This window comes from Corallococcus terminator (assembly GCF_003611635.1).
GTDB classification, from domain to species: Bacteria; Myxococcota; Myxococcia; order Myxococcales; family Myxococcaceae; genus Corallococcus; species Corallococcus terminator.
The window spans coordinates 1-17,038 of record NZ_RAVZ01000108.1 but is presented as its reverse complement, the minus strand read 5'-3'; the positions used below and the strand labels follow the sequence as shown (position 1 = coordinate 17,038).

The following is a 17,038-nucleotide window of genomic DNA, read 5'->3' as shown; positions in this document are numbered from 1 at the left end:
CTGAAGGTGTGCCGCGTGAAGTACCGCGTGTCCCCCGAAAGCAATGCAGGGCGTGGACCAGGGGCACCGTTGGAGCTCCCAGAAATGCAACGCCCCGGAACGACGGGGTGTCGCGGCGCGCCACGGCCTGGGAGGGTGCGCAAGGTGTTTCCCAGCGGCGCGAATGGGTGGACGCGGGCGGATGGAAAGTTTCAGGCCCGCTTGCCCCTCCCCCGCGTACGAGACGGAGGCAATCGTCGCCCTCGTGGGTCGTCTACAGTCGCAACCGTGACGACTCCCCCTCCCGCCCTCGAAGTGCAGGGCCTGCGAAAGACCTATCACCGCGCGTTCGGCCGCGGCGGCCACGAGGCCCTCAGGGGCATGGACCTGGTCGTCCCGGCGGGCAGTGCCTTCGGGCTGATTGGCCCCAACGGCGCGGGCAAGACGACCTTCATCAAGAGCGTGCTCGGCATCGTGAGGCCCACGGCGGGCACGGTGCGGGTGCTGGGCGGCTCCCCGGAGGATCCGGCCATCCGCGCGCGCATCGGGTACCTGCCGGAGCGGCTGCACCTGCCCGGCACGTGGAAGTCGCCCGCGTTCCTGGCCACCGTGGCGCGGCTCAAGGGGCTGAAGCCGGATGCGCCGGGGCTCTTGCGCCTCCTGGAGCGCGTGGGGCTGTCGGACGCGGTGGACCGGCGCATCGGCGGGTATTCGAAGGGCATGCGGCAGCGGCTGGGGCTGGCGGCGGCGCTCCTGGGAGACCCGGCGCTGCTGGTACTGGACGAACCCACGGACGGCATCGATCCCATGGGCCGGCTGGAGGTGCGCCGCATCCTCCAGGAGGAGGTGCGCCGGGGCGTGACGCTGTTCCTCAACTCGCACCTGCTGGCGGAGACCGAACGGGTGTGTGACCGGGTGGCCATCCTCGCGGACGGGCGCGTGCTGCGCGAAGGACGGTTGGAGGACCTGGCGCGCGGCGGGGCCCGGTGGCGGGTGCGCTTCGCGCCCGGTGCACAGGCCTCCGCCCTGGAGGCCGCGGGCTTCGTGCCGGTGGGCGCTCCCGCGTCGGAGTCGAAAGGAGCGCCGGGCCTGCTGGTTGAAGGCGCCCCGGCGGAAGGGGTTTACGTGGTGGATGCGGCGGATGTGACGGTGCTCAACGCGGCGCTGGACCGGGCGCGGGCTTCTGGCGCGCTGCTGGTGGACCTGCGGCGCGAGGGCGCGGATCTGGAAGCGGTGTTGCTGGGCGCGGTGGGCAGCCCGGGGGTGGCGGCGTGAATCCCGTCTTCGTCATCGCGGGGTACGTGCTGCGCGAGGCGGCGTCGCGCAAGTTCATCCTGGCGTTCATGGTGGGGCTCACGCTGGTGCTGGCCACCGTGGCGCTCAGCCTCAAGCTGGAGGTCGTGGACGGAGCGCTCGCGGCGACGCGGCTCTTCGGCAACGTGGTGCGCGCCAACATCGTGTCCGTGGACGTGGCGCTGCGGCCCATCTTCCGCGCGGCGGCCTACCTGGTGTTCTACGGCGGCATCCTCTTCGGCATCGTGGCGTGTTCGGACTTCGCGCCGGGCCTGTTGTCGCCCGGGCGCATCGAACACCTGCTCGCCCTGCCCTTGCAGCGCTGGCACCTCTTGGCGGGCACCTTCCTGGGCGTGATGACGCTGGCCGTGGGCGGCACGGTGTACGCGGCGGGCGGGCTGACGCTCATCTTCGGGGTGAAGACGGGGTACTGGACGGTGGGGCCGCTCATCGCGGGGGGCCTGGCGTGCGTGGGATTCGCGGCGGTGTACGCGGTGATGCTCACCACGGCCACGCTGGTGCGCAGCGCGGCGCTGTGTTCCGCGGCGGGCTTCGTGCTGCTGGTGGGCGGCATCCTGGCGGGGTTCCGCACGGACGTGTCGCGCTACCTGGAGGCGGGGGTCGGCCGCGCGTCCTTCGACGCGGTGACGCTGGTGCTGCCCCGGCTGTCGGCGCTGGCCGTCGGGGCGGCGGACCTCGCGAGCAACACGCCGCTCCTGCCGGGTTCGCTGGGGATGTTGCTGGGCGGCGTGCTGGTGTTCGGCCTGGGAGCGCTCGCGGTGGGCTTCTGGCACTTCGAAGGAAAGGACTGCTGAGCATGGATTCGCGCAGGCGCAGGAAGGTGTGGCTGGGCGGGGCCTTGCTGCTGTTCGCGGTGGCCGCGGTGATGATGTTCTGGGGACAGGGAGACTCCGGCCCGCCCCCGGCCCCGGAGGTGAACTTCCCCTCGCGCATGCGCGGCCCGGACTTCGAGCGCGCGGAGAAGCGCCGCACCTGGGTGATGCCCACGCTGGACGCGGGCGTGGCGCAGGCCCCCGCGAAGCCGCGCGACCCGTTGCTCGCGGCCCTGCCCCGCGGCCCCGGACGCACGGCGGTGGTCATCGAGGCGAACGCCCTGCGGCACTCTCCGCTGGGCGAGCTGCTGATGGCGTGCCTGATGCGCGACGGCGGCAAGAACCTGGAACAGTTCAAGGCCCTGAGCGGCGTGGATCCCTTCCAGGACCTGGACCGCATGGTCATCACCGACGAGGGCCTCATCCTCTCCGGTGACTTCAGCAAGGCGCGCTACCAGGAGCTCCTGGGCGAACGCGTGTCGTCGGACCACGGGCCGGGCGCGCGCGTGTACGAAGCGGGCGACACGGCCCTGCCCCTGTCGGATGGCGGCACGCGGCGCGGGCGCATGGACAACGCGGTGGGCACCTGGAACAACCAGATGCTGGTGGTGGGCCGCAACCCGGACGAGGTGAAGACGGTGCTGGACCGCATGGACGGGCGCGGGACGGAGCAAGGGCCGCCGCTGCTCGACGAGAACAGCACCTACGGGGAGATGTACGGCGTGCTCGCGGTCTCCCAGATCGCGAAGCTGCTGGGCCCGGGGCAGCAGGAGCTGGCGCAGCGCCTGGTGGACGTGGCGCAGAACGTGGAGCTCCACCTGGACACCAGCGGCGATGTCGCCATGGTGGCCAACGTGAGCGGCATGGACGCGGACAAGATGACCGACCTGGGCAAGTCACTGGGCGGCATGCTGTCCATGGCGCGGATGAAGGCCCAGTCGGAGGGCAACACGGACCTGGCGCAGCTCCTGGACTTCGCGAAGGTGCGGCCGGACGGCACGTCCTTCAAGCTGGAGCTGGCGGTGCCCCTGGAGGCCATCCAGCAGCAGCTCGCGTGGTGCCGCGAGGAGCGCAAGACAGCGGAGAGCCAGCAGGCCGCGCCTTAGCGGACAGGTCCCCGGGCGCGCGCTTTTCAGCGGATGGAGCGCGTCTCGCGGGCCTTCGGACGGCCGGGCTGCGGACGCCAGCCGAGCACCACCCGGGCATACGGCGTGGTGCCCGCCCCCAGCCCCCGGATGTTGAGGTTGTCGCGCTGGCGGTCGAGCAGCGCGAGGTCGTTGACGAGCGACAGGCCCACCGCGGTGCTCAACCACAGGTCCTGGCCCAGGTGGACGTTGACGGTGGGAGCAACGCGCACGGTGGTCTCGCGCAGGTAGGACGCGCCCAGGCCCACGGCCTCCGGCTCGAAGCGGGTGCGGAGCACCTGTTGTTCGAAGCCACCCACAAGCCCCAGCTCCACCGTGTCGCCCAGCTTGTGCAGCAGGGTGAGCCTGGGCAGGCCCACCTCCAGGATCCACGGGCCCCGGCGGTAGTTCAGGCTGGCGAGGGGCAGCACGGGAAACAGGTCGAAGGGAAACAGCGCCACCAGTCCGAACGTCACCGAGAAGCCGGGCTCCTCCCCCAGTTGGTGGTTGGCCATGGCGAAGGCCACCCAACTGGTGTCCAGGCCCGGGGCGAAGGACGACCGGAAGTCCGTGCGGGTGGTGCCCATCACCCCGCCGATCAGCAGCCAGCGCGGCGCCACGGGCCGGATGAGCGTCAGGCCCAGTTGGATGCGGTGGAAGCTGCGCCCCACGTCATCGTCGCCCGGGCCGGCGAGTCCGGGAGGAGGCACCTGCACGCCCAACCACTTCAGCTCGTACCCCAGCGAAGGCAGCAGGTACGTGCGGCCCAGGACGATGGGGGGCAGCGGCACACGCAGGTCCAACTGACGTCGCCGCTGGAGCCGGACCCCGCCCGCGTCCAGCGTGCCGCCACCCGCGACGCTGTACCCGATGTAGAGCCGGTCCGCCTGCGTCTGGGCCAGGGCCGGTGCCGGGGCGCCGAGGAGCACCAGGGCGACCGCCAACCCGCCCAGCCAGGGCAAGGCCATACGTCGTGAGCCCACGCGCATCACGTCCTGCTTTCGGATGAGACAGGGGACTCCCGGTCCGAGCCCCAGGGCGGGGACTCTACGCCAGAACCGTTCCGCGCGAGGAGCGGGATGCGCCAGGACAGCGCCTTCCGCTCCCTGCGGAACCTTCCCGTCAGTTCGTCATGGTGTACCGATTGCCCGCGAGGACGGTGGTGTCCACGCCCTTCTCCGGCACCTCGACGCGGTACTGGCCGCGGAACAGGCTGAAGGTGCGGTTGCCCGGCAGGGAGACATTGTTCTGGGACGCCCAGAAATTCGGGCCCAGATTGCTCGTGCTGCCGCGATACCAGGAGATGGTGCCGACCTCCTCGGAGATCTCCAGCAGGTAGTTGCCGGGCTTCAGGGACGCGAAGTTCATCGACACGTCGCTGTTGTCCACCACGTTCTTGAACACCTGCTGCACCAGCAGCTTCCAGCCCTCACCGTTGTCGCGGAAGATCCGCGCGGTGAAACCCGACGTGCTGGTGAAGTGCGTGCCGATGTTCAGGCTCACGCGGTCGAACGGCTGGGTGGCGGTGAAGCCCTGGGCCAGCGTGCCATTGAGCGCATCCGCCACGTCCGCCGCCGGCTGGCTGAGCAGCACGCTCTGAGGCGCGTTCACCACGCGGAAGGCGAAGTCCCCCGTCAAGGTGGTGCTTCCCTGGAAGGCCGCCCCCCACACGGTGGAGGACGGATTCCGCCACCACGCCAGGCTGCCGGAGGGATCTCGCACCGTCAGCCGGTACATCAGCCCCGTCCCCTGGGGCGGCACGGCCATGTAGACCCAGGCATTGTCCTGCACGTCCGTCAGCCGCCGGGTCGCCACGGGCGACCAGGCCAGCCCGTTGTTGTTGGACGACTCCAGCGAAAGCGTGAACGCCTTGCCATCCACGCCGTAGCTGCCCACCTGGACGCCCACCTCGTTGAAGGGCCCCGTGCCCAGGAAGGTCTGCGTCAGCAGCGAGGTGCCCACGTCCGTCGCCTGGATGGCTTCGGACTGATGTTCGACGAACTGGCCCCGGCTCACCTTGATGGTGCGCAGCGAGCCCCGGTAGTCCACGCCCGCCGTGGAGGCGGAGACGAGCGCCGTCGGCAGCTCCGGCGCGACGTGCAGCCCCTGAAGGTCCGCGCTCACGCCCATGAAGCCATACAGCAGGGGAAGGACCGCCAAGCCAGACTCGGGAAACTCACCATTGACGCCAACCTCCCCGTTGAGCTCACCGAAGCTGTTTTGAGCCCAGTGCGGACCACTGCACCAGAGAAACCCATCGCAGAACGCCAGCGAGTTCGGGTCCCGCGCCACCCGCGTGAGCATGCGTTGGTACTTCGGCAGTGCATCATCGGCATGGCGGTAACGCAGCCGCGCCATGATGTCGTAGTAGGCCACCCACAGGAACGTGCCGCCGTTCTGGAAGTGCGAACCGTAACGGCGGGGATCGATCTCCGTGTATTCCGGAGTCTGCGGGTCCGGATCCGGGTTCGACCAGTAATCCCACTCCGAGGTCACGACAGGCGCGGTGTTGGTCCGAGGCGCGATGACATGCTGATACACGGAGGTACTCCCGATGTGGGCACCGCGCACGGTCGCCGCGGCGGGAGAATCCAGCCAGGCCAGGACGCGGTCCGCCTCCGCGGGCGTGGGCAGGCCCCGGACCAACGCCGGCAGGTTGACGTAGGTATATCCGGCGTCGTGCCGCACGTTGTTCACGTCCCGCCAGCCCGCGTAACGGTTTCCCGTCCACAGTTCGGCGCGATACTGCGCGGGAAAAGTCGACGCACGGTTGCGGTAGGCCAGGGCCTTGGTGGCGTTGCCCGCCGCCTCCTCCAGGTCTCCCATGGCCAGCAACGCCGAGTAGAAGGACGCATTCACCCAGCCGTCCTTGTGGCCCGAGCGGAGCTGATCCATGTAGGTGCTCGGTCGCCCGAAGGCGTCCCCCTGGTTTTCGACCCCCGGCGTGATCAGCAGGCCCGAAGCCCCCTGCATGGTTCCTAGCAGGTACTGGTCCATGACGATCTCCGCACGCGGGAGCATGGTCGCCAGGAAGGTCGCGTCTCGCGACCACAGGTACAACAGATGGATGCCATTGATGTAGGCCGGCACCTGGTCGTAGTGGAAGGATCCTTTGCGAGCGTGGGCGTCTTCACACCGTTTGGGGGGAATGGGCTTCTCTGGGGTCACGCAGTCGTCCGGCCAGCGCTCCTCGATAGACCAGGACCACACGTACCCCGTCGGCTGTTCGAGCGGAGGGGTCGGGTTCGCCGGGGTCGTCACCCCGTTGACGAGGGAGCCCTGGACGAACCCCATCACCGCGTTGCGAGCATTGTAATCGTTGGTCCAGGCGAACTTCAGGGCATCCCACTCGTTCCAGGCCGTGTTCCCCCCGTACGACGAATTGCTGCGCGTTCCGGAGAGCGTCGTGCCGGTCAGGTGCCAGCCCAGCCCGTAGATGTTCCAGAACTCGTTGGCCGGGCTGGTGATGGAGTGGGATGACGTTTGAAAGGGGTCCGTGGCGAAGGCAGACGTGGACACAGTCAGGCTCGCGGCCAGGACAAGACTTGCGGCGCGTTTCAATTTAATTCCTGCGTTCCGGGACTAGACACGACAGCCGCCCTTCCCCAGGGGCGGCGGACCAGTTCTGCCATTGCCTTGCTTGATGAGTCAACACCCGGAAACCAAATCACAGACGTGTCAGGTATCACCTGTCCGACGCAACGGATTGAGGGTCCGAGCCCCTGGACTGCCTGCTCAGCCCACCATCGCGTTCACTTCGTCGGTGAAGGCGTGTTCGTCCTCGGCGTGGACGACGAGCGAGGGCAGCACGGTGAGATCCGCCCGGCCGCCCTTCACCGCGTGCAGCAGCACCAGCTTCGCGGGCCGGTCCGCGCGCGGATGCACCATGCGCACCGTGCGCGGCTCCAGTTGCAGCGTTCTCAGCACCGACACCAGCTCACCGAAACGGGAGGCCGGATACACCATGCACAGCCCTCCCCGGGGAACGAGCAGGTAGGCCGCCGCGCGCACCACGTCCGGCAACTCGCAGGCAATCTCATGCCGCGCCAGCGCCTTCTCCGTCGACAGGTTGCGCTGGCCCGCGGTGCGCGCGCGGTACGGCGGATTGCACAGCACGTGGCCGAAGCTGCCCGCGGGAAACATCCCCGTCACCTGCCGCAGGTCCCCCCGCACCAGCGTCACCGCGCCCTCGCAGCGGTTGAGGTACACGTTGCGCTCCGCCAGGGAGAACAGGTCCGGTTGCAGCTCCAGCGCGGTGATGTCCGCGCGCCCCAATCTCCGGGTCAGCACCAGCGGGATGATGCCGCACCCGGTGCCCAGGTCGAGCAGCCGCCCCCGGTGCGCTCCCGCCTCGAAGACGGCGAAGTGCGCGAGCAGCACCGGATCCAACGTGAAGCGGTAGCCCGCCCTGCGCTGGAGCACCTGCACCTCGCCGCCACAGATGGCATCCAGCGTCTCCCCGGGACCGGGCTGCAACTCCAGCCGCACCTGCCGGGGCCAGTCCTGCGGGGTTCCGGTCAGCGCCCGTACGGAAGCGTCAGGCTCCCGGGTCCAGGAAGAGCAGGCCCGCGGGCACGCGCGGCTCCACGCGAAGGGTGCGCGGCGGAAGCGTGGCCTGGGCCTCCATCACCGCGCGCACCTCCCACACGGGCGGCGGGTTGAGCGCGAACCCCGCCTGGAACATGCCGGTCTCCACGCCCTGCACCAGCGCCTCCAGGCCATGCACCGGATAGACCTGGGGATGCCCCGACGCCTCCGGATCCTGGATGCCCAGCACCGTGCGCAGCACCAGCGCGTTGAGCAGCGCCAGGTCCAGGCTCCTCAACGTGGGACTGCGCGGCGCGCCCTTCAGGTGCGCCAGGTCCAGCCCCTGCCGGAAGCGGAGGATCTTCCCCCGCCCTCCCGGCAGCACCAGCAGCACCGCGTGCTGTCCGGGCACCAGCGTCGCCAGCCGCTCGCGAGCCGCCGCCATGCCCTGCGGCGTGGTGAGCGGCGCGTCCACGTCCGTCACGCGCGCGTAGGCGGCCACCAGGGTGAGGAAGGTCTCCTCCTGGAACGTCGTCACGCCCTTGAGGGCGCGGTGGATGGGGCACAGCTCCAGGCCCGGCTCGGACAGGGGCACCACCGCCGCCAGCGTCTGGCGTTGTTCGCTCAGGGCCGCCAGCGGCCGCATGGGCGCTTCATCCAGCACCGCCTGCAGGCGCTTGGACACCGGTGACGGTTCGATGCGCAAGAGCGATACCGGCGCGCCGTCGTATTCCCCCTTCCAGACGGAGATGCCGCGCTCGGCGGCTTCCGCCAGAAGCGCGCGCAGGGCGCCATGGTCGTCCGCCACCAGCGTGACGGCGGGCTCCACCTCCCACGCGCGCGGCCGGTACGGGTCATGCTCCAGCGGCGCCACCGCGTCCGGCGTCAGCGCGCACAAGAGGTAGCGCAGGGGCGGGCCGGAGAACTTCCCCGCCGGGCCATACAGCTCCACGACATAGAGCGACGGGCGGGTGTCCTTCAGCAGCGTGCCCGCGTCGCGCATGCGGCGCAGCTCCGCGCTGGGATTCGCGGCCTCCAGGAGGGGCCGCAGATGCGCCGGCCAGGGAGCCGCGTTACCGCGGGAAGAGCTGTCGCCGGGCTCCAGTGAGCGTTCCAGCGAAGCCAGGAGGGCCGTGAAGGGAAGGACGCGCGCCATGGATGGTGGGAAGGTGATGCTGGCCTTCCCTGCGTGCCATGACGCCTGCTCGCCCGCCCTCCGGGCCGTCTACCACCAGACGTTCTTGTAGGGCCGGTCCTTGGAGGAATGCCCGCTTCGCACCGTCGTCGCGGAGCGGTCCACGCTCTCCTCCCACAGCAGGCTCACGGTGGTGATGGCGCCCGCGGAGCCGAGGAATGACAGCACGTAGGGCGTGGACTGGTTGAAGCCGCCCAGCACCAGCCCGGAGATGAGCAGCACCGCCGCGCCCACGCCACCGCCGAAGAGGTCCGCGCGCAGGATTTGGGACGGCGTCGGGTTGTAGCGCATGGTCGCCAGCGCCAGCACGCCCGCGCCCACGCCCGGGGCGATGAGCAGCATGTCCTTCCACGTCTTGCCGGAGATGGACGTGCCGGAGAAGTGGACGATGGCGAGCAGCAGCGCGCTGTACGCCGCCGCCCAGCCCGCGCCGGAAGCCACCAGCAGGCCGTCGTTGAGGGGAAGCTGTCCGCCGCCGATGCCCGCCGTCAGCCACGCGCCCAGCTCCGCGCCGAGGAACGCGGACCAGGTGAGCACGCCAGGGTCCTGGGTGATGAGGTCCATGAAGCCCGCCATGAACATGGAGCCCACCAGCGAGTTGCCCACGCTGAAGTTCGCCATGGGCTCCGCCACCCAGTTGTTGAACTGCCACCACGCGGACGCGCCGAAGCCCAGGCCCGCGCCGATGAGCGTGCCCGCGAGCATCGCCTCGCGCGAGCTGCGATCGATGCTGAAGTCCTGCGAGAACGCCTGCGTGAAGAAGCCGCCCAGCGCGCCCATCGTCGTGTGGTGCGCGATGAACTTCATGCTGCCAGGGCCGGACAGGAAGGGCCCCCGGCGCCGCTGGCCATCCAGCCACACGCCGTTGTCCTCCGGGGGCGGGCGGATGTAGTTGGACGCGGTCGCGGGCTCCGACGCGGGCGTGGACTCCTGCCGCACGCCTGAAGGGCCCTCCGTCAGCGGGGCCTGCGGTTCGGTGCGCAGGCGGTCCGGATCCGGCGGGAGCACGGGCGCGTCGCTCGGGGGAGGATACGCGTCGTTCGGATTCGCCGACCCCGGCTGCGCGTAGCCCCCGTTCGACGGGGCGCCCTGCGACGGAGGATAGCCATCGTTGGACGGAGGCGCGGACTGCGACGGCGGATACGCGTCGGTGTTCGACGGAGCCGCGGACTGCGAGGGCGGATACGCGTCGTTGGACGGAGGCGTTTCAGCCTGCGACGGCGGGGCGGCGTACATCCCCGGCGCGGGCGGCGGCGGCGGCTGGGGCGCCGGATACACAGACGTGCCTCCCGCCTGCGCGTGGGCGAGGCCCGCCGACATCAGCGCGACAGCGAGGACGGTGACAGGGAGGTTCCAGGTTCGACGGTGTGCCACGCAGGGGGCTCCTTGGGTCCGGCCGGCTGGCAGAAAACCACAACCCGTGGGCACGTGTTGGATTTCCGCCGCGTGCGAAACATTCGCGCGGACAGGAGGTCCACCGCTCAACGCAGTGAAACTCCCACCGCGACACGCACGCGGAATGCGGCATCTTCGCCGTCCCATGCCCGAAGGCATCTCGTGGTCCGAACTCGCTGTCGACTCCGCTCGCGTCCAGGAGGTGAACGACGCCCCCTTCCCTTCGGGCCAGCGGGACTTCGTCCTCTACTGGTGCATGGTGAACCACCGGTGGGAGGAGAACCACGCGCTCGATGCCGCCATCGCGCTGGGCAACCACCTGGGCCTGCCCGTCGTCGTCTACCAGGCCCTCCGTCCGGACTACCCGTTCGCGTCGGAGCGGCTCCACGCGTGGGCGTTGGAAGGCATGGCGGACATGGCCAGGGGCTGCGCTGGGCGCGGGCTGCCGTACTGGCTGGAGCTGCCGCGCACCGCGAAGGAGCACAAGCCCCGGATCGCGAAGCTGGGCAAGCGCGCGGCGGCCATCGTGTCGGACCTGTTCCCCACGTACATCATCCCGGGCCACCTGCGAGGCGCGGCGAAGGCGCTCCACATCCCGCTCTTCGCCGTGGATGCCTCGTGCGTGGTGCCCATGCAGCGCATCCCCGCGGCCCAGGTGGGCGCGTACGCGCTGCGCCCCAAGCTGCGCAAGCTGTGGCCGGAGTACCTGGAGCGAACCCTGCCCCCACGCAAGGTGAAGACGTCGGGCGCGCACCTCCAACCAGACTTCGAGCTCGCCGACCCGGTGAAGGCGCGCGCGGCGCTGCACACGTTCGCGGTGGATCACTCCGTGAAGCCCCTGGACGAAAAGGGAGGCCGCAAGGCGGGCCTGAAGGCGCTGAACGCGTTCCTGGAGGAGCGGCTGGAGGGCTACGAGGAAGGCCGCAATGATCCGGGACTGGGCCAGCAGTCCAACCTGTCGCCCTACTGGCACTGGGGCAACCTCTTCCCGGGCGAGGCCGCGCGCGCGGCCCTCGCGGCGAAGGGCCGGGAACATCCCGCCGTCCAGTCATTCCTGGAGGAGCTGCTCGTGCGCCGCGAGCTGGGCTTCAACTTCTGCTTCCACACGCCCGGGCCCCGACAGCTCACCGTGGACTCCCTGCCCCCCTGGGCGCGCGAGACGCTCTCCCGCCACGCGAAGGATCCGCGCCCGCACCTGTACTCCTACGAGGAGCTGGCCCAGGGCCGCACGGCGGACGCGCTCTGGAACGCGTCCCAGAAGGAGTTGCGCGAGCGAGGGCGGATCCACAACTACCTGCGCATGCTCTGGGGCAAGAAGATCCTCGAATGGAGCCCCACGCCGCAGGAGGCCCTGGACCGCATCCACCGGCTCAATGACACCTACGCGGTGGACGGACGCGATCCGGCGAGCGTGTCCAACTTCATGTGGATCCTGGGCCTGCACGACCGGCCCTTCCAGGAGCGCGCGGTGATTGGAAAGGTGCGGCCCATGAGCTCCCTGCGCACCGCGCAGAAGTTCGACCTGGACCCCTACCTGGAGCGCTGGGGCGAGCCGAAGTCAGAGCCCCGGGAGGAGCCGAAGCAGGCCGCGAAGGCGGCCCCGAAGAAGCCGCGCCGCCCCCAGCGCAAGGCCGCCCGGTAGGCCACCGGTGGACATCGCCTGGCGGCAAACACCACACGGCGGTTCCATTTCCGGCCCGGTGTCACTAAACCGCAGGGACCAGCCACCTTCTGAACAGGAGTCACCGCCATGGGCATGTTGAAATTCGAGGTCCCCCACAACCTTCCCAAGGACGAGGTCAAGAAGCGCGTCGAGCAGCTCCTCAGCTACTGGGGCTCCAAGTACGGCGTGAAGTCCGACTGGACGGGCGAAGAGGGCGCGAAGCTCGCCGGCAAGGTGATGGGCATCAACCTGGATGCCAGCTTCGTCATCACCGACAAGACCGTGACGGGCGAAGGCACCGACCCCGGCATGCTGCTGCGCGGTCAGGCCAAGACGTACCTGCAGAAGAAGTTCGGCGCCGTGCTGGACCCGTCCAAGAGCCTGGATCAGGTCAAGGGCACCCTGGACTGAGCCGCGCCGCGGCCGGGCTCCAACCTCAGCCCGGCTGCTCCTCCAGCGCGGCCAGCGCATAGCGGGCCGCGCGGGAGATGGCCTCCGCTGAATCGAGCATCTCCGGGTAGTGCCCCGCCAGCGGGCGCTGCGGATGCTTGAGCTGAGCGACGGCGTTGCGGTAGCTGCGCCGGGCCGCATCGAAGTCCTGGGTGCGCTCCTGCACCTGCGCCAGCAGGTAGTGGCCGATGGCCAGCGTGGGCTCCAGGAAGAGCGCCTTCGCCAACTCGGAGCGCGCCTCGGCCAGGCTTCCCGCCTGCATCGCCGCCACGCCCGCGAAGACGCGCGCCTCCACGCACAAGGGCTCGCGCTGGAGCGCCTGCGCGAAGGTGTCGCGCGCGTTGCCGCTGCGGCCGGTGAGCGAATACAGGTTGCCCAGCGTCAGCAGCGCGTCCAGGTCACTGGGCTCGTCCACCAGCAGCCGCTCCACGCCCGCGATGGCGCCGGGGAAGTCCCCCGCCGTCATCTTGCGCACCGCCATGTTGAGGCGCTCCGCGGGAGGCAACAACTGCGGCCACGAGCTTCCCGGACGAGGCGCGGTGCTGCCGTCGGGAGAAGGCGGGGTCCGAGGGGTCTCCATGCGCACCACGGGGAACGAACCCGTGGGACGTGCCGCCACGGCAGGAGGCTGCGCGGGGGGCGGGCGCGAAGGATCCACCCGGACGGCCGGGAACTCCCCGGTGCGCCGCCCGGTGAGGTTGCCCATGGCGGGAAGTTCGGTGGTGGGCCGGCGCGGAGCCTCCCCTCCCCGGGATGAAAGCGAATCCGCGCCGCCCGGGTTGCGCAGCTTCGCGGCGGTCGCCGCGTTGGCCTGGAGCCGCTGGCGCAGGTCCACCGCGAAGGACTCCGGGCTGCCGGGACGCAGCGGCGGATCCGACGGGCTGGACACGCGCGGGGGCGGCGGCAGGGGACTGTTCCCGAGCGGCCGGCGGTACACGAACGCGCCGTCCACTTCGATCATCTCGAAGCGATCGTAGACCTTGAACAGGCTCTCCGAGTACCCCAGGAACAACAGCCCGCCCGGGCGCAGCGCGGTGAGGAACCGGTCCATCAACCCGCGGATGGTGGGCAGGTCGAAGTAGATGATGACGTTGCGGCACAGGATGAGATCCAACGACGCGGGCGCCACCTTGTCGAACAGCGGCACGGCCAGGTTCTGTCCGTCGAAGCGGATGTACTCGCGCAGCACGGGCGACGCCTCGTACCCCTCCTCCACCGGCTTGAAGAAGCGCGACAGGCGCTCCGGGCCAATGGCCATCGCCCGACGGTTGGAGAAGCGCCCCTGCCGCGCGGCCTCCACCGCGGCCAGGTTCAGGTCGGTGGCCCACAGGTCCACCTCCACCGCGAGCGCGCCCAGCTCCGCCATCACCAGCGCCAGGCTGTAGGGCTCCTCGCCGGTGGCGCAGCCCGCGGACCAGATGGACACCTTGCGCATCTCGCGCCGCGCACGCGCGAGCAGCTCCGGCAGCACGCTCTGCTCCAGCGCGCGGAACTGCTTCGCGTCGCGGAAGAACTCCGTGTGGCCCACCGTCACCAGCGGCAGGAGCGCGCGCAGCTCCTCCTCGCCGTGGGTGCTCATGAGCCGCTGCATGTACTTGTCCGGATCGCTCAGGCCCAGCACGGGCATGCGCGTGGACAGCGCCAGCCGGAGGCTGTGGTAGCCATCCAGGGTGATCTTCAGGCCCGCGCGCTCCAGGAGGAGCGCGGCGAGCTGCTGGAGGACCTTGTTGCCGACCGTCAGCACGCGTCCACCCACTGCACCAACGTCGGGCCAATGAGTTCCAACGACAGCACCTGCTCCGCCGCGCCCAGCAGCACCGCCTCGCGCGGCATGCCGTAGACGACGCACGAGGCCTCGTCCTGCGCGATGGTGCGTCCACCCCGTTCGCGAATCTCCTTCAAACCCCTGGCGCCATCGCGGCCCATGCCCGTCAGGATGACGCCAATGCAGCGCCGGCCGAATGCCTCCCCCGCTGAAGTTAGCAGCATGTCACACGAAGGGCGGAAGCCCCGCAGGGCAGGGCCCGAGTCCAGTTCCAGACGGCCATCCGACTTCACCAGCAGATGTCCTCCCGAGGGCGCGATGTACACCGTGCCCGGTTCCATCCCCGCATCGTGCGTCGCCTCGACGACACGCAGCGCTGTCTCCGTGGACAGCCAGTGCGCCAGCCCCTCCGTGAAGCCCTGGCTGATGTGCTGACAATAGGCGATGGGCGCCGGGAACCCGCGCGGAATCATCCGCAGCACCTGCGCCACCGCCTTGGGGCCGCCCAGGGACGCGGCCAGGGCCACCAGGGGGAACGGCGCCGTCGGCCCCTCCTGGAGCCGCTTGCGCACCGACGGCGACGAGCGCACGCCCTTCACCTGCGCCAGCATCACCAGCTTGCGGCCCACCGCGGACCAGAAGTCCTGGGTCGGGCTCATGGGCCGGTCCATCACGTCCAGCGCGCCCATGGCCAGCGCCTGGAACGCCTGCTGCCCGGTGAGCACCCCCGGGTGCAGCGCGAGGATGGGCAGCGGCCGGGTGGCCATGATGCGCTCGATGGCGCCCAGGGCCTGGGACGAACTCAGGTCCACCAGAACGATGTCCGGGAAGTGCCGCCGCACGACCTCCTCGGCGTTCATGAACTCCGCTTCGGGCGGGCCCACGGCCACCAGGGACTCCCCGTCGAAGAGCCCGCGCACCAACGAGCGCAGGCCCCGCCCCACCAGGAGTACCCGGAACGCCATCCCCATCACCGCCGTGCCGCCGCCCACCAGAGGCTCCTCAGGTCAGCCGATCGATGGACTGGGCCAGACTCTCCACGCCCAGCTCCCCCTTGACCAGGTACGCATCCGCGCCCGCATCCAGTCCGCGCCGCTTGTCCTCCGGCGACGCGAGCGACGACAGGATGATGACCGGGATGCGTGCCACCGAAGGCGTGGCCTTCAGCCTCCGCGTGAGGGAGAAGCCGTCCAGCTTGGGCATCTGCACGTCGGTGAGGATGAGATCGTACGTGTTCGTCTGCACCTTCGCGTACGCCTCCTCGCCGTCCTGTGCCTCCTCCACGTTGTGGCCCAGCGCCTTGACGAGCGCACCTTCCGTCGCGCGGGCGATGGGTGAGTCGTCCACCAGCAGCACCCGCAGCCGTCGGCTGGCGGGCGCCTGGGTGACGGGGCGCGCCATGCGGCGCACCTCGGTCATGATGTCCGGCACGTGCAGGAGCACCGCGATGCGCCCGTCCTCCAGCGCCGCCGTACCCGCGATGAAGGGCGCGCCCTTGAGGAACTCGCCGCCGCAGGGCTTCACGGCCACCTCGCGCTCGTCCACGAAGCCGTCCACCACCAGCGCGGCGTAGTCGTCGCCGTGGCGCACGACCACCGCGGGAGGCTTGTCGAAGCGGTTGCCACCGTTGAGGCCCAACAGCGGCCCCAGCGCCACGAGCGCCGTGGGCTTGCCCCGGTGCCGCACCGCCAGCGTGCCGAACACCTCCATGCGGTCATCGGGCTTGATGCGCATGACAGCCACCACGTCCGCGGCGGGCATGCCGTAGACGTCATCGCCCAGGCGCACCAGCAGCACCTTCATCAGGGCCAGCGACTGCGGCAGGCGCAGCGTGATGGTGGTGCCTCGGCCCTGGCGGCTGGAGACACCCACCGACCCGCCCAGCGTCTCCACCTTGCGCTTCACCACGTCCATGCCGACGCCGCGGCCAGACAATTCGCTGACCTGTTCGCGGGTGGAGAAGCCGGGGCGGAAGATGAGCTCGATGGCCTCGCGCTCCGACAGCGCGGCGGCCTGCACCGGAGACAGGAGCCGCTTGTTGACGGCCACCTGCTTGAGCCGGTCGGTGTCCATGCCCCGGCCGTCGTCCTCCACCTCGATGTGGAGCATGTCGCCATCCACGCGCACCCGGATGCGGATGCGGCCCGTGGCGGGCTTGCCCATCTGCTGGCGGAGATCCGGGGACTCCAGGCCGTGGTCCACCGCGTTGCGCAGCAGGTGCACCAGCGCGTCGCGCACGTCGGCCAGCATGGACCGGTCCACGCCGATGTCGGCGTTCTCGATGACCAGGTCCACGTCCTTTTCCTGCGTCTTCGCGATGTCGCGGACGGCACGCGGGAACGCATCGAACACGGTGGCCAGCGGCACGAGTCGCGCCTCGGCCACGTGGTCCGCCAACTGGGCCAGGTTGCCGTGCAGCGTTTCGATGCCGTCGCCGTTGCGGCGCACGAAGCGGAACGCGTCGTCGCGCAGCATGTGCAGGTCGGCTTCCGCGCGCTCCAGCTCCACGCGGATGGCGTCCGGCACGTCCACTTCCTCGGACATGCGCAGGAAGCGGTCACCCAGGCGGCTGAAGCGCTCGAAGAGCGCCGCCGTCTCCGTGCTGCGCAGCCGGCCCCGGGCGCTCTCCACCAGCAGGTCGCCGGCGAGCAGGCCCAACGAGTCCAGCACCTCCACGTTCACGCGGATGCTGCGGTCCGCGATGGTGTTGGCCTTGGCGGTGTTCGGGGCCTCCTCCTCCCTCGCGGGCGGAGGCGCCTGCACCACGTTCGGCTCGGGGGCGCGCGGCGTGGCCACGGCGGCGGGGGCCGCGGC

At 70.2% G+C, this 17,038-nt stretch carries 13 protein-coding genes; 5 read left to right on the top strand and 8 right to left on the bottom strand.

Annotation, left to right across the window (positions count from 1 at the left end; genetic code table 11):
• The first annotated feature begins 267 nt into the window (after positions 1 to 267).
• The 3 genes from D7V88_RS17250 to D7V88_RS17240 are packed head-to-tail and all read left to right on the top strand — an operon-like array spanning position 268 to position 3,211.
• A complete protein-coding gene (locus D7V88_RS17250) occupies positions 268 to 1,254 on the top strand; it encodes an ABC transporter ATP-binding protein (protein ID WP_244238198.1) in 987 nt (328 codons plus the stop codon).
• On the top strand, positions 1,251 to 2,087 hold the full coding sequence (locus D7V88_RS17245) for an ABC-2 transporter permease (protein WP_120541738.1): 837 nt from the start codon (positions 1,251 to 1,253) through the stop codon (positions 2,085 to 2,087). The genes D7V88_RS17250 and D7V88_RS17245 overlap by 4 nt, the downstream gene beginning before the upstream one ends.
• A gap of 2 nt (positions 2,088 to 2,089) precedes the next feature.
• Positions 2,090 to 3,211 carry a hypothetical protein gene (locus tag D7V88_RS17240; RefSeq protein WP_120541737.1) on the top strand — a complete coding sequence of 374 codons (1,122 nt, stop codon included), beginning with the start codon at positions 2,090 to 2,092 and terminating at the stop codon, positions 3,209 to 3,211.
• Between the two features lie 26 nt (positions 3,212 to 3,237).
• Here the strand turns inward: D7V88_RS17240 and D7V88_RS17235 are convergent, their stop codons facing one another.
• The 5 genes from D7V88_RS17235 to D7V88_RS17215 all read right to left on the bottom strand — a co-directional run bounded on the left by D7V88_RS17235 (position 3,238) and on the right by D7V88_RS17215 (position 10,325).
• The gene (locus D7V88_RS17235) at positions 3,238 to 4,197 is read right to left on the bottom strand and encodes a hypothetical protein (RefSeq protein WP_244238197.1); all 960 of its coding nucleotides are present in this window, start codon (positions 4,195 to 4,197) and stop codon (positions 3,238 to 3,240) included.
• A gap of 154 nt (positions 4,198 to 4,351) precedes the next feature.
• Entirely contained in the window at positions 4,352 to 6,790 is a 2,439-nt protein-coding gene (locus D7V88_RS17230; protein ID WP_147448760.1) for a glucosidase family protein, read from the bottom strand.
• A gap of 174 nt (positions 6,791 to 6,964) precedes the next feature.
• Positions 6,965 to 7,717 (bottom strand): tRNA1(Val) (adenine(37)-N6)-methyltransferase, encoded by a 753-nt coding sequence (locus tag D7V88_RS17225; protein WP_120541734.1) that lies wholly within the window; start codon positions 7,715 to 7,717, stop codon positions 6,965 to 6,967.
• A 49-nt stretch (positions 7,718 to 7,766) separates the two neighbouring features.
• Complete coding sequence (locus D7V88_RS17220) at positions 7,767 to 8,912, bottom strand: DUF1015 family protein (protein ID WP_120541733.1); 1,146 nt, start codon at positions 8,910 to 8,912, stop codon at positions 7,767 to 7,769.
• Between the two features lie 69 nt (positions 8,913 to 8,981).
• Positions 8,982 to 10,325, bottom strand: a complete 1,344-nt coding sequence (locus tag D7V88_RS17215) for a hypothetical protein (protein ID WP_208726336.1) — start codon at positions 10,323 to 10,325, stop codon at positions 8,982 to 8,984.
• Positions 10,326 to 10,491: 166 nt separating this feature from the next.
• Between D7V88_RS17215 and D7V88_RS17210 the strand changes: the two genes are divergently transcribed.
• Together D7V88_RS17210 and D7V88_RS17205 are read left to right on the top strand one after the other, a co-directional pair.
• Complete coding sequence (locus D7V88_RS17210; RefSeq protein WP_244238196.1) at positions 10,492 to 11,988, top strand: cryptochrome/DNA photolyase family protein; 1,497 nt, start codon at positions 10,492 to 10,494, stop codon at positions 11,986 to 11,988.
• A 108-nt stretch (positions 11,989 to 12,096) separates the two neighbouring features.
• Positions 12,097 to 12,420, top strand: coding sequence for a polyhydroxyalkanoic acid system family protein (locus D7V88_RS17205; protein ID WP_120541731.1), 324 nt, complete (start codon positions 12,097 to 12,099; stop codon positions 12,418 to 12,420).
• Between the two features lie 25 nt (positions 12,421 to 12,445).
• On the opposite strand, the gene D7V88_RS17200 is transcribed toward D7V88_RS17205, so the two are convergent.
• The 3 genes from D7V88_RS17200 to D7V88_RS17190 all read right to left on the bottom strand — a co-directional run.
• Entirely contained in the window at positions 12,446 to 14,203 is a 1,758-nt protein-coding gene (locus D7V88_RS17200) for a protein-glutamate O-methyltransferase (RefSeq protein ID WP_120541748.1), read from the bottom strand.
• On the bottom strand, positions 14,197 to 15,189 hold the full coding sequence (locus D7V88_RS17195; protein ID WP_120541747.1) for a chemotaxis protein CheB: 993 nt from the start codon (positions 15,187 to 15,189) through the stop codon (positions 14,197 to 14,199). The genes D7V88_RS17200 and D7V88_RS17195 overlap by 7 nt, the downstream gene beginning before the upstream one ends.
• 37 nt (positions 15,190 to 15,226) lie before the next feature.
• The coding region (locus D7V88_RS17190) for a hybrid sensor histidine kinase/response regulator (RefSeq protein WP_208726334.1) at positions 15,227 to 17,038 on the bottom strand (1,812 nt) is incomplete at its 5' end.